Raw genomic sequence first — 12,708 nt, forward strand, 5'->3', positions numbered from 1 at the left:
TCAAGAATTTGAACGTATTTAAAACTGCACATGCCATGAGCCAACACGCCGCTGTACGCCAGTCGGTTGTGGCTCAGAATATGGCAAACGCCGATACGCCGGGCTACAAAGCTCGCGACATTACGCCGTTTAAAGAGGTCTACCGCAATGACGGTGGTGCCTCCAGTATGCGTGCCACCCGCTCCGGTCATCAAGGGCATGGGCTGGAAGCCTCCGCATTGCGCCCGTCCCTCGCTACCGCCGAAGTTGCCCCAAGCGGCAACAGTGTCTCTCTGGAAGAAGAGATGCTGAAGGCGGTTGATGTCAAACGCCAGCACGACCGCTCGCTGGCCATCTACAAATCCTCCCTGTCCGTGCTTCGAACTGCACTTGGACGTTAAGTAAGACAGAAAGTCATGAGCAATGAGTGATTTTGGTTCCGCATTAAGCGTCACCTCGTCAGGTTTGCGTGCCCAGGCCGCCCGCTTGCGCCACGTGTCCGAGAACATCGCCAACGCCGACACCCCCGGCTATCAGCGTAAGACCGTGAGCTTTGAGGCCGACACATCCTCCCGCGATGGTCAGGTCTCCGTGAGCCCGGTGCAGCTGGACCGCTCTGAAGGCAAAAAGATCTTTGATCCAAGCCACCCGATGGCAGACGCCACCGGCAACTACCTTGGCTCCAACGTCGATATGATCATCGAAATCGCTGACGCGCGCGAAGCGCAGCGCAGCTACGAAGCCAACCTCAAGATGTTTGACCAGACCCGTCAGATGTCCTCGTCGCTCATGGAACTCTTGCGCAAATAAATTTAACTAAGGAGACCCAGAATGGATGTCCGTACAGTACTAGCCGCTCAGAATTACACCGCCTCCAAGCCCGCGACCGGGCCGGCTGAAAACGGCCAGGGCGGGAATGCTCTGTTTGGCCTGGCAAAAGACTTTGCCGCCACCCTTCAAGAAAGCGAGCAGGTCTCGATGCAGGCGATGACCAGCAAAGCAGACCCGCACACATTGGTACAGGCGTTGGCCCAGTCTGAACTGGCCGTTGAAACCGCCGTGACCGTGCGCAACAAGGTGGTCGAAGCCTACCAAGAAATCCTGCGTATGCCGGTCTGATGCTGGATCAGGCCCTCTTCTTTGACACTCTCCGCCAGGGCCTTTGGGTCGCGGTGATGATCTCCATGCCTATTCTGGCAGTGGCGCTGATCTCGGGTGTCTTGGTTGGTCTGTTTCAGGCACTGACGTCGATCCAGGAGATGACGCTGACCTTTGTGCCGAAGGTGCTGTGCATTGTCATCGTCTTCTGGGCGACCATGGGTTTCATGAGCCAAACCCTCGTTTCGTTTTTTCAATCCACCCTCGTTCCGTTGATTGCTGGAGGCTAACTATGGACAACGCAGGCTACACAACGCTGACCCGTCAGTCCGGTCTCACCCGTGAGATGAACGTTCTGGCAAACAACATTGCCAACGCGGCCACCACCGGCTACCGCGCCGAGGGCATCGCGTTTTCAGAATTCATCAAATCCGCCCCCGGAACCGAGAGTATCTCCATGGCGACGGCCAATGTGCAGATGACCTCGTTGGAGCAGGGCGCGTTGAAGCAAACAGGCGGAAGCCTGGACTTTGCCGTTGAGGGCCCCGGCTTCTTTATGGTGCAAACCCCAAATGGTGAGCGTCTGACCCGCGCTGGTGCGTTCTCTCCGAATGAAAATGGTGATCTGGTGAATATGGACGGCCACTTGGTGCTTGATGCCGGTGGCGCGCCTATCTTCATTCCGCCAGATGCCAAAAGCGTGGATGTCTCCTCTGACGGTACCTTTAGCGTCGATGGCAACCCGCTTGGTCAGCTCGGGATCTATCGTCCAGTCAACCCTCTAGATCTGAAGCGGGAATCCGGCGTTTTGTTTGAGGCGCCTGATGGGGTCGAGCCCATCGAAGAAGCCCGCGTACTGCAGGGGTTTCTTGAAAACTCCAACGTGAACCCGATCACCCAATTGTCCCGCATGATCGAGGTGCAGCGCGCCTATGAGATGGGACAGACCTTCCTGGAAAACGAACACAATCGCATCCGTGATGCGGTGAAGACCTTCGTCAGATAACATCTAGAAAGAGGACAGCAGAATGCGTGCCCTGACAATTGCAGCCACCGGTATGAGCGCTCAGCAACTGCGTGTTGAGACGATTTCCAACAACCTCTCCAACATGTCGACCACCGGCTATAATGCCCGTCGCGCCGAATTTGCCGACCTGCACTACCAGCAGGTCTCGCGCGCCGGCGCGATTAGCGCCTCAGACGGCTCGGTTCTGCCCACTGGCGTGCAGGTTGGTCTGGGTGTGCGTGCCGCCGCGATCAACGTGAACCTGGAGCAAGGCTCCCTGTCCAACACCGGCGGTGATCTGGACGTGGCCATCGAAGGCAAAGGCTATCTCGAAGTCACCCTGCCAAACGGCGAAGCGGCCTACACCCGCGACGGTGGTCTGAAGCGCAGCGCAGATGGTCTGATCGTCACCTCTGACGGCTACCCTGTGGCCCCTGAAATCACCATTCCGGAGGATGCGACCAGCATCTCCATCAACGGCGATGGTCAGGTGTTTGCCTATTTTGACGATGCCACCGAGGCCGAAGAGCTTGGCCAGTTTACTTTGGCAGGCTTCACCAACGCCAAAGGTCTTGAGGCGCTGGGCGGTAACCTCTTTGGGGAAACCGAAGCTTCTGGTCCGCCCAATGTGACCAACCCGGGTGAAGACGGCCTAGGCACCCTGCGTCAGGGTTACTTGGAAGACAGCTCCGTGGATGCGGTGCGCGAAGTGACCGAACTGATCGAGGCGCAGCGTGGTTACGAGCTCAACGCCAAAGTCATCACCGCAGCAGACCAGATGATGGCTGCAACAGCGCAGGTGCGCTAAGATGAAACGCGCTCTGGCCCTCATCCTCACCGTTCTGGCCGCTCCGGTTTCTGCGGAAATCGTGGTCGCCACCGAGATCATTCGCGCCAACACCATCATCGAACCTGGTGTGGTCGGCCTCAAGCAAGGCGATGTGCCTGGCGTCCACACCGATCTGGAAGCCGTCATCGGCAAAGAAGCCCGCAAAGCCATCTATCCCGGCCGTCCTATCCGCAAAGGGGACATTGGCGAGCCGGCGCTGGTCGAACGCAACCAGATTGTCACCCTGATCTACAGTGCCAACGGGTTGAACATTGAAACCGAAGGCCGCTCTCTGGCCCGTGGCGGCGAAGGTGAACGTCTTCGTGTCATGAACCTCAGCTCCCGCTCCACCATCACCGGAACCGTATTGCCCAACGGCAATATCCAGGTCGCCAATTAAAGGAACACACCAGTGCGTATTTTCTCGACAACACTTCTTCTTGTGGCGCTGGCCGTGTCCGGCTGCGGTCGCACCGATCACATGGGCAAAGCGCCCAGCTTCACCCCAACCACCGACAACCAAGAACACTACGCGATGATGAACCCGCCGCTGCCGCAGCAGGCCAGCGTGTCACGTCGTTCTGATACCGCATCGCTCTGGAGCGGCAACAAAGCCTCCCTGCTTGGCGACCGCCGTGCCGCCAGCCGTGGTGATATTCTGACCGTGGTGATCGAGGTGGACGAAAAAGCCCAGATCAAAAACGAATCCGAGCGCAATCGCAGCGGCTCTGACAGCCTGAGTTTGCCAGCGCTGGCGGGCCTGCCTCAACGGATCAACGAGCGTCTGCCAACCGGGGCGACCACCGATCCACTTGTCGACATCAGCTCTGACAGCAAAAGTTCCGGCGATGGCTCTGTGAAGCGCAGCGAGAAATTGACCCTGCGTGTTGCGGCCACTGTGGTGGACGTGCTGCCAAACGGCGTTCTGGCCATCGAAGGCTCCCAAGAGCTGCGCGTGAACTACGAGTTGCGAGAGCTGCTGGTGTCCGGCTTTGCCCGCTCCGAAGACATCTCTCGTAAGAACGAAATCACCTTCGACAAAATTGCCTCCGCACGTGTGTCTTATGGCGGCCGTGGCCAGATCACCGACATGCAGCAACCACGTTGGGGTCAACAGGTCATGGACGCGGTCCTGCCTTACTAATCGGGTGATCTGATGAAGAAACTTCTCCCCATTATCCTTCTTCTGGTTGGCATCGGTGCTGGCGTTGGCGCAGGGCTTGCCCTGCGACCGGAGCCTGCTCCGGTAGAAGTAACCGAAGCAGGCGAAAGCGAAGAGCACGCCGAAAAATCAGCCAAAGGCGACGAGGAGGAGGGCCCGCCAACAGGTCGCGAGTACATCGATCTGGTGGACCAGTTTATTGTCCCTGTTGTGAATGATGATGCTGTTTCATCGCTGATTTTGATCACCCTGACGATTGAAGCGGAAGCAGGCAGTCGCGAAGCGATTTTTGAGGCAGAACCACGCATTCGTGGGGCGCTTTTGCAAACGATGTTTGACCACGCCAACATTGGCGGTTTCAGCGGTGCCTTCACCAACTCAAGCAAGCTGGACCGGCTGCGTAAAACCTTCCTGGAAGTGGCCCAAAAAGCCTACGGCGACGAGATCACCGATGTGTTGATTGTGCAGATCACACGTCAGGACATCGCGTAATCACGCAGGTGCACATGACAAAAAAGGCGGCGCTCATCAGCGCCGCCTTTTTTTGGTCTCTGAAAGATCAGTTGGCTCACATGCCGCAGCTCAACTTGCCTTCCATGATCGAATCCACCAGCGCCACCGCCCGCATTTGACGGCGGGTTTGCACCTCGTGCTCCAGCAGTTTTTCCATCACATTGGCTTTGCCAAAATGCTTCTGGAGATCCTTATAGGCCATCTCCTTACGTACCATCACATTGGCCAGCTGATGGTTCAGGATCTTGCGGTTGCGCCCGATCCAGCTGTTCCAGGCCAGGTCCCCGCCGGTGATGCGCATGGCGGTATCGCCAGTCAGCGCGTCACGTCCGTTCTTTTCCTGCTCCGTCAGATCGTTAAGCAACCCGCGCAGTTTATTTTCTTCCGCCTGAATGGACTGCATCGCCGCCTGCGCCTTCTGATAGCGCGCCTGGGTGATCACATTCAGCTCTTTCAGATCGTCGCTCATACGCGGCCTTTCATACGTTGACGCATGGCGTCGGCAAATCGGATGGCCGCCGCCACCGGTGCATAGTGGTCCGGCGGTACTTCTTGACCAATTTCCACAACCGCGTGCAGCGCCCGTGTTGAGGGTGGATCGCGGTGAATAGGTACGGCATTTTCCTGTGCCACTTCGCGGATTTTGGCCGCAACTTCGTCTACACCTTTGGCCACACAGACCGGCGCGGCACCGGGCATGCGGGACCACTTCAGCGCGACGGCGTAGTGCGTCGGGTTCACCATGACCACATCCGCGTCCGGCACATCCGCCAGCATTTGGTTCATCGCAATTTCCTGACCTTTTTGGCGCCGCTGCTGTTTCATATGCGGGTCGCCTTCGGCCTCTTTGCTTTCGTCGGTCATTTCCTTACGGGTCATCATGTTTTTGCGAATGTGCTCGGCGCGTTGCCAGAAATAGTCGATCACCGCGATCGAAGCGGAGACGACAATCACAATCATCAAAAACTCAAGCATCAGGCGGCCCAGAAGGGCTGGCACCATCATCGCATCAAGTTGAATGGCGGAGGCCATTTCGGCCATGCGTGCCTTCAGAAAAAACCCAAGACAGACCGAGAAGATCACCAGCTTGGCAAAGCTCTTGCCAAATTCAAACAGACCGCTGCGGCCAAACTTGTTTTTGGCGTTAGAGATCGGATTGATGCGCGACAGTTTGGGCGCCAGCTTGGACGGCGTCACCAGAAAAGCGCGCTGCGCTATCACGCTCAGGATCACCGCGACCATCGGTACGACAAACCAAGGGGCTACGGACGTTATGGTTTCCAGCATGATCCCGCCAAGCGGCGTAGACGGATTGCCCTCAAACACCATTGGCGCAAGTTCATCTGCCTGATCCAGTAGCACCATCAAACCGTTGCCAGCCGATTTGATGGTGGCGGGGCCAACGGTCAGAAACGCCAGAGTTAGGCCAAGGTAACCCGCCGCCACGGAGACATCCATGGACTTGGCTATCTCACCTTTCTTTCGCGCATCATCCAGTTTCTTCTGGGTGGGCTCAAAACTCTTTTCGCTGTCGTCGTCCTGACCGCCGCCGCTCATCTCAGGCCCTCAACCGGGTTGATCATGAACGCCTCCATTGCGCCCCACCACAGGGTGAGCAGCGCAGGCGCCACAAGGAACAAAAGGAACAGGCCGCCCGCCGTGATCAGCGGCGCCCCCACAAAGGCCACCATCAACTGCGGCATGGCGCGGTTGATCACGCCAAGCATCAGGTTGTAGATCGCCGAAATGATCACAAACGGCGCCGCCAAACGGAACGCCATGTTAAACGCCTGCGCCATATGCGGCACACCCCATTCGGTCATGATTTCCCGTGGCGGAAAGGTGCCAGAAGGGAACAGCATGTAAGATCCGATCAAATAACGCGCGACATAGACGTGCAGCCCCATGGTCACCGCCAGCGCGAGACCGGCGATCACCAGAACATTACCAATCGCTGGCAGCGGTTCGCCCGCCGCGCCGCCCAAAAGCTGCGCCAAAGATGTCGACTGACCGGCAATTGTACCTGCGGTCTGCAATGCAAACACAAACATGCGAATGCCAATGCCCATCAAAAATCCGCTGATGGTTTCGGTTAGCGCGTATTGCGCGATCAATGGGAAGGTCGGCTCGGCGCTTTCAAACACCGGCACGGCTGGCGCAACAATGACAGTGAACGCCAATGCCAAGCCCAGCTTGATGCGGGTCGGCACCGAGGTCTCGCCAAAGGCTGGCAGCAAGGCCACCGCTGTGCCCACCCGCAAAAACACCAAAAAACCGTGCCAAAGCGCGGCTTCTGTGGTGTTCAGAAGGAAGAGGGCGGTCTCCATCATGCGGCAACAACCCCAACAAGCGCGGGCCGTGCATCCAGTCCGATTTCCTCAAAGCTGAGCACAGGATTGGAGATGCCTTTGGCGCTGAGCACCGTGCGCAGGAATCTCCGGCGCCTGGTTGACGTCACAAGCGCGGCAAAAATCCCACTGTTGCCTGCATCAGTCATCCGGTCGGAAATCGATTGGGCCAGCGCGTTGAACACATCCGGTGGCAGCGCCACGTCCATGCCGCCTGCGTCGCCATCCACTTGATAGGTCGCAAAGGTGTCTTCCCACTCCGGCGCCAGCTGGACCAATGGAATGGTTCCGTCGTCGCGCTTCAGATCGGAAATCAGCTGGAAGCCCAGACGTTGACGTACATTCTCGCAGATCGCTTCCGGCTGCACGCTCACATGGCGGGCCTCGGCGATGGATTCCAAAATCAGCGGCATATTGCGGATAGATACTTGCTCATCCAGCAGCATGCGCAGAATGCGGTGCAGCAGATCTAGCGGGACTTTGTCTGGCACAAACTCATCCATCATCCGGCGGTTGGCATCGGCCCGCACCGGATCAGACAGGTTCATCATCTCATCAAGAATGCGACGCAGCGCCTTAAACGTCAGCAGACGGCCAAAGTTGGATTTGATTGTTTCCAGCAGGTGGGTCGCCAGAACCTCCCCCGGTGTCACAATGGTGATGCCGGCGAGAGCGGCTTTCTCCTGCGCGGCGCTGTCGATCCAGCGGGCAGGGGCGCCATAGACCGGCTCGGATACATCCTCACCGGAAGGCAGCGAGTCCGGGCTGTCGCCTGCCAAGGCAAGAACTTTCTCCGGCTCCAGTCGGTCGCGCACCTGCTCTACACCTTGAATGCGAATAGTGTAGGTGCCGTTTGGCAGCGACGGCTCGTCGGTCAGGCGGATTTCCGGCAGGATCAGGCCATAGGTCGAGGCCACATGGGTGCGCATATTGGTGATGCGCGCATCGAGACCTGCGCCGGGATCGAGCACCATGTTTACCAGATCGGTGGCAAACTCCACGTGGATGTCGTCCAAGTCCAGCACGTCGCCGATGGGCTTGTCACGTGGCAGAACCGGTGCGTCTTCCTCATCGATTTCAAGGCTGGCATCGGCCTCTTCTTTCTTCTTCTGGTGCAGGTAATACGCCGCAAAACCAAGCACGCCGCCGCCTGCAAGGAAAGGCAGGAATGGCAGACCAGGCACCAGCGCAAACAACATCATCAGCACGGCCACGGTGGCAATCGCAGGCGGGTAGTTGCCCAGCTGTTTCAGCAGGGTCAAGTCGGTGGAGCCGGTGGTGCCGCCCCGTGCCAGCAGCAAGGCAGAGGCAATCGAGATAATCACGGCCGGGATCTGGGTCACCAGACCGTCACCCACGGTCAGGATGGCATAGGTCTCAAACGCCTGGCCGATTGGCATGCCATGAATGGCGACGCCCATGATCAGGCCCATCACCAGGTTCAACAGCGTGATCAACAGGCCGGCAATCGCGTCGCCTTTTACGAACTTTGACGCACCATCCAGCGATCCAAAGAAGGTGGTTTCCTGCTGTTCCCGCTCCCGGCGGGCTTTGGCTTCGGCGTGGTCAATCGCACCGGCGGACATGTCGCTGTCAATCGCAAGCTGCTTACCTGGCATGCCGTCCAGCGCAAAGCGCGCGCCCACTTCGGCCATCCGAGTGGCACCTTTGTTGATCACCATGAAGTTCACGATGAGCAGCACACAGAACACCACGAGGCCCAAAAACACGCTTCCGCCCATCACAAAGTTGGCAAAGCCTTCGATCACATCACCCGCGGCATTTGTGCCGGTGTGGCCTTGCCCAATGATCAGTTTGGTCGAGGACACGTTGAGCGACAGGCGCAACATCAGCGAGGCCAGCAAAATGGTTGGGAAGGCGGAAAAGTCCAACGGACGCTCAATAAACAGCGTCACGGTGAAGATCAGAATCGCGAGGGCAAAAGACGCGGCCAATCCGATGTCCAACACCCAGGAGGGCATCGGCAGGATCATCATGACAATAATCGCCATCAGGGCGAGGGCGAGCAGGATCGTCGGGCTGAAAAGCGCTTTGATGGAGAAGGTTGGGTTCACGGATTACCCTCCATTGCTCAGCAGTGATCGGCCCGATCCAGATCCAAGCGGCACAAGCGATCCCATCGCGCCAGCTGAACCGCTGCGCTGAAGCAGCGGGAAATTGTTTTCGCGGATCACAGTGGCCGTGCGCTTCACCGGCATCAGCGCCTGATCCGGCGATTGCGCCAGATCGCGTTTAAAAATGGCTTTGATTGTGGCGGCATTATTGGAGGGGCGCGCCTGATCGGCCGCGTCATCCCTGTTGTGGGTTTCCGCGCTGTCGGTGCTGTCTTGTACAAATGTGGTGAAAACCAAAAAGAGACTTGTCACAAGTCCCAGAAGACCGATTGTGACGGTCTTGAGTGAGTCGCCATAGAATCGCGACATCGCGTTGAAAACGTACTGTTTTTTCATACCGATAGCTTTCTGCCCCAGTTCAAGGCCCAAGCTATCGGCGCATGGTTAAGATGTGGTAACCGGTGTTAAGAAGATGGCTCGGTCACGCTGTGCAGATCGAGCAATTCGCCCAGCACGCCCCGGCTCTCCGCCGCGCCTTCCAGCAAGGCGCGATTGCGCGCCAACATGCCTTCGGTCACACGATCTGTGGCCGCCTCGGACTCGCTGCCCTCTTCCGGCGGCAAGAGATAGGTGGAGGCCCGTCGCAAGACTTCGTTCTCTGAAGCTGTCAGAGACGCCAGGTCACCGTCAAGCCAGGCTTCGGTTTCCGCCAATCCACGTTCGCCAAGCTCAGCCAGCAAACGCGCCGCTCCGGCATGATCGCCAGCCATGGCTTTGGCTTGCGCCCGCAAACGATCCGCAACTGGGGTTTCCATACCCATAAGTTCCGCTTCCGCGCGTTTCGGCAAGGCTTCCGCCAGCGCCAAACGGGCATTCAACAGGCGTTTTTCATCCGTCGGAATCACCGTCTGCGCGGCTTGCATCAGACGTTTGGTTTCCCCCAGGAAGCCCATCTCGAAGGTCTTATGGGCCAGCTGCAACGCAGCCGCTGTCGAAATACGCCCAGGGGAGGCCAGACGTTCCTGAATTGACCAGGAGATCACCTCAAAATCATCGGCCTGCTCCAGCACCGCCATAACCAGCTGGCTGCGCACATCTTCGGCCGCCTCAGCCCCGTCGCGGGTTTCGATGTCATTGATGATTTTGAAGGCTTCGCCAAATTCATGGCCCATCATACGCGCCAAAGCATGGGCACGGCGCAAGTCTGGCCCCATGGCGCCGCCCTTGTGTTCCACAGCCAAAGCGCCGACCAGAGACACGGTCTCCGGCGAGGGGGAGTCACCCTGCGCCACATGGTTCTCAATTAGGTCAATCACCGCCTTGGTGGAGATATCAGCGTTTTGCGTAGCAATTTCGGTAAGCGCCTCGGTGGCTTCCTCGGTGTTGCCCAGTTCCGCGTTCAGCGTGGCTTCGGCAAACTCAAAGTTGATGTCCGGCTTGGGCGATGTGCGCTCAATTCCGTTCAGAACCAGCATCGCGGCCTCGGTTTGGCCTTGCGCCACCAACCGATTGCTCAGCTGCGGCCCAAGATATTCACGCAGATGGCGTGGCATCTTCTGCAGTGCATCCAATGCGCCGTTGACCGCGCTTTCTCCCACCAGGGTTTCGCCGGACAAGGCGGCCCACATGGCAGAGTTTCCTGCGCAATGCCCTTGGCTGGCAAAAGACGGGTTGTCCTCAGGGGGCGTGCGTCCATCCATGATATGCGCCATGGCGATCAGGATGCTGTTCTCGCCACTTTCCGGCAGCAGATTCATGATCTGCAGAGCTTCCGCGCCAAAGGTGTAATGCACGTAGAGCTGCGCCAGCTCACGCAAAGCATCCTTGTTGGTGCGGTCAAATTCGCCCACAACTTCCTGACGCAGACGGCCAAGCTCTTGCACAAAGGTGCCTTCGCCACTCCAGTCGGCGATGTTCACCGCCGAATCCGGCAGACACATGCCGGTGGCCACTTGCCCGCTGAGCAGCGCCGCGATGTCGCGGCCCACTTCGTCAAGCACGTTATAGGCGACGATGTTCAGGTCTTTTCCAACGGCCGCTTGCGGCGGCACATGGTCCGAGCTGTTGAGCTGCGGCATTTGCGACTCAGCGGTTTTCACAGGTTTGCCAACCAGCCCGCTGGTGTCTTCCACCTCGGGAGTTTGTGCCTGCAACAGGTTCTGATTGGCCGCGCGGTCGACCTGTTTGATCAGATCACCCCGCAAGACCTGCACCTGGGCGCTGCGGTCGACAAAATTATCGATTGCCAGTAAGTCGGAAAAATCCGGCTTGGGCTCAGCGGCGGCCACCTGAACCGGCGGTGGTGTTGGGCTAGCCGCCTCAAACGACGAGAACCGGAACTGCCGCTGAGGCTTTTTTTCAACCGGCACAGCCTCGCCAAAAGATAGCGGCACCTGTGGCAGGTCGTCGTTCTGCGCAGGTGGCAGGTCGTCGCGAATGTCAAAGATCACATAGCGCCCATCGTAAGGGATCGACACAACACGGCAGGCACAGGCCAGTTCCAGTTCCAACTCACCAGCGGCGTCATTGGCCACAACATTGGCCAATCGGTCCCGCGGGATTTTGTCAAAAATGGTGCTGGTGCGCAGGTTGACGTCATCACCCTCGATTTTGATGGTGTAAAACCGCCCGTCACGCGACACGGTCCAATCGGTTTCCGAGGAAGGCAGGGTGGCCACCAAACGGGTGAAATCTTCGTGCTCGCCGGACCGGAACAGCACGTCTTGTGCGGCCCCCGCAGAGGCCGCCAATACCATCGGAACAGCAAGCAGAAGCTGTTTCATGCCGCTTCCTTCTTCACTTCGGCCAGCGCCTCTTCCAGCTCCGCAAACTGCGGACGGTTGTGGCCCGGCGTGTTCTGACGCCCCACCTCGATACAGATGTTTGGCGAGTGGTTGTGCAGGTTCGCAATCAGCACCTCACGGATAAGCTGATAGAAATGCGCTTCATCCTCGACCACACCTTTGATTTTGGCGGCAAACGGACCTACCAGACCATAGGCCAGGAAAACCCCGAGGAACGTCCCCACAAGCGCGCCACCGATCATGCCGCCCAGAACCTCTGGTGGTTGGTCGATCGAGCCCATGGTTTTGATAACACCCAAAACCGCCGCAACAATTCCCAGCGCCGGAAGCGCATCCGCGAGTGACTGCAACGCGTGGTTGGGGTGCATCGCATGGTGGAAATTGGCTTCGATTCGCTTCTCCAGAACCTCTTCCACCTGATGCGGGTCGTCATAGTTCATCGACGCAGAGCGCATGGTGTCGGCAATCAGGTTGATCGCTTCTTTGTCCGCAGTGATGCGGGGGTATTTTTGGAAAATGTCGGATTCATCCGGGTTTTCGATGTGCTCTTCGATGGCCACAGGGTTTTTCCTGGCCAATCGTATGAGCTCAAACAGCAAACACAGCAGATCCTTGTAATCGTCCGGCTTCCATTTCGGGCCTTTGAAGACTTTGCCGAGATCCTTCAGCGTGTGCTTTACCACCGAGCCGTCATTGGACACCAAAAAGGCACCAACACCGGAGCCGCCGATGATGATCATCTCAAAGGGAAGGGCCTTCATAATCGGGCCAAGACTACCACCGGCAAGAACGTATCCGCCCAACACCATGATAAAAACAACAGCGATGCCAATAATGCCTAGCACGGGTTCAAACTCCTAGTAGCGTTTCAGTCCGACCATAGGCCGACGCCGG

At 58.0% G+C, this 12,708-nt stretch carries 16 protein-coding genes; 9 read left to right on the top strand and 7 right to left on the bottom strand.

Annotated elements, in window-relative coordinates; all coding sequences use genetic code 11:
- Positions 1 to 35 precede the first annotated feature (35 nt).
- From MK208_RS07570 to MK208_RS07610, 9 genes are read left to right on the top strand one after another with little or no spacing between them, the layout of a single operon-like run.
- Positions 36 to 380: a FlgB family protein gene (locus MK208_RS07570; protein ID WP_294115528.1), complete on the top strand. Its 345-nt coding sequence runs from the start codon at positions 36 to 38 to the stop codon at positions 378 to 380.
- A gap of 22 nt (positions 381 to 402) precedes the next feature.
- Positions 403 to 789: a flagellar basal body rod protein FlgC gene (gene flgC / locus MK208_RS07575; protein ID WP_294115529.1), complete on the top strand. Its 387-nt coding sequence runs from the start codon at positions 403 to 405 to the stop codon at positions 787 to 789.
- A 21-nt stretch (positions 790 to 810) separates the two neighbouring features.
- Positions 811 to 1,098: a flagellar hook-basal body complex protein FliE gene (gene fliE, locus MK208_RS07580; RefSeq protein WP_294115530.1), complete on the top strand. Its 288-nt coding sequence runs from the start codon at positions 811 to 813 to the stop codon at positions 1,096 to 1,098.
- Positions 1,098 to 1,367, top strand: coding sequence for a flagellar biosynthetic protein FliQ (locus tag MK208_RS07585; RefSeq protein WP_294115531.1), 270 nt, complete (start codon positions 1,098 to 1,100; stop codon positions 1,365 to 1,367). Before fliE ends, MK208_RS07585 begins: the two co-directional genes overlap by 1 nt.
- A 2-nt stretch (positions 1,368 to 1,369) precedes the next feature.
- Positions 1,370 to 2,083 (top strand): flagellar hook-basal body complex protein, encoded by a 714-nt coding sequence (locus MK208_RS07590; RefSeq protein ID WP_294115534.1) that lies wholly within the window; start codon positions 1,370 to 1,372, stop codon positions 2,081 to 2,083.
- A 22-nt stretch (positions 2,084 to 2,105) separates the two neighbouring features.
- Complete coding sequence (flgG, locus tag MK208_RS07595; RefSeq protein ID WP_294115536.1) at positions 2,106 to 2,891, top strand: flagellar basal-body rod protein FlgG; 786 nt, start codon at positions 2,106 to 2,108, stop codon at positions 2,889 to 2,891.
- A gap of 1 nt (position 2,892) precedes the next feature.
- Complete coding sequence (flgA, locus tag MK208_RS07600; RefSeq protein ID WP_294115538.1) at positions 2,893 to 3,312, top strand: flagellar basal body P-ring formation chaperone FlgA; 420 nt, start codon at positions 2,893 to 2,895, stop codon at positions 3,310 to 3,312.
- Between the two features lie 12 nt (positions 3,313 to 3,324).
- Positions 3,325 to 4,056, top strand: coding sequence for a flagellar basal body L-ring protein FlgH (flgH, locus tag MK208_RS07605; RefSeq protein ID WP_294115541.1), 732 nt, complete (start codon positions 3,325 to 3,327; stop codon positions 4,054 to 4,056).
- Positions 4,057 to 4,068: 12 nt separating this feature from the next.
- A complete protein-coding gene (locus MK208_RS07610; protein ID WP_294115543.1) occupies positions 4,069 to 4,566 on the top strand; it encodes a flagellar basal body-associated FliL family protein in 498 nt (165 codons plus the stop codon).
- Between the two features lie 76 nt (positions 4,567 to 4,642).
- Here MK208_RS07610 and MK208_RS07615 read toward each other — a convergent pair whose 3' ends face one another.
- From MK208_RS07615 to motA, 7 genes are read right to left on the bottom strand one after another with little or no spacing between them, the layout of a single operon-like run.
- Positions 4,643 to 5,056 (bottom strand): hypothetical protein, encoded by a 414-nt coding sequence (locus MK208_RS07615; protein ID WP_294115545.1) that lies wholly within the window; start codon positions 5,054 to 5,056, stop codon positions 4,643 to 4,645.
- Positions 5,053 to 6,144: a flagellar type III secretion system protein FlhB gene (locus MK208_RS07620; protein ID WP_294115547.1), complete on the bottom strand. Its 1,092-nt coding sequence runs from the start codon at positions 6,142 to 6,144 to the stop codon at positions 5,053 to 5,055. Before MK208_RS07620 ends, MK208_RS07615 begins: the two co-directional genes overlap by 4 nt.
- Positions 6,141 to 6,917 (bottom strand): flagellar biosynthetic protein FliR, encoded by a 777-nt coding sequence (locus tag MK208_RS07625; protein WP_294115548.1) that lies wholly within the window; start codon positions 6,915 to 6,917, stop codon positions 6,141 to 6,143. The genes MK208_RS07620 and MK208_RS07625 overlap by 4 nt, the downstream gene beginning before the upstream one ends.
- Positions 6,914 to 9,010 carry a flagellar biosynthesis protein FlhA gene (flhA, locus tag MK208_RS07630; protein WP_294115550.1) on the bottom strand — a complete coding sequence of 699 codons (2,097 nt, stop codon included), beginning with the start codon at positions 9,008 to 9,010 and terminating at the stop codon, positions 6,914 to 6,916. Before flhA ends, MK208_RS07625 begins: the two co-directional genes overlap by 4 nt.
- A gap of 3 nt (positions 9,011 to 9,013) precedes the next feature.
- Positions 9,014 to 9,439 (bottom strand): hypothetical protein, encoded by a 426-nt coding sequence (locus MK208_RS07635; protein WP_294115551.1) that lies wholly within the window; start codon positions 9,437 to 9,439, stop codon positions 9,014 to 9,016.
- Positions 9,440 to 9,474: 35 nt separating this feature from the next.
- On the bottom strand, positions 9,475 to 11,793 hold the full coding sequence (locus tag MK208_RS07640; RefSeq protein ID WP_294115553.1) for a hypothetical protein: 2,319 nt from the start codon (positions 11,791 to 11,793) through the stop codon (positions 9,475 to 9,477).
- Positions 11,790 to 12,659, bottom strand: a complete 870-nt coding sequence (gene motA / locus MK208_RS07645) for a flagellar motor stator protein MotA (RefSeq protein ID WP_294115554.1) — start codon at positions 12,657 to 12,659, stop codon at positions 11,790 to 11,792. Before motA ends, MK208_RS07640 begins: the two co-directional genes overlap by 4 nt.
- Between the last annotated feature and the right edge of the window lie 49 nt (positions 12,660 to 12,708).

This window comes from Shimia sp. (genome assembly GCF_022448905.1).
In the GTDB taxonomy this organism is placed as follows: domain Bacteria; phylum Pseudomonadota; class Alphaproteobacteria; order Rhodobacterales; family Rhodobacteraceae; genus Shimia.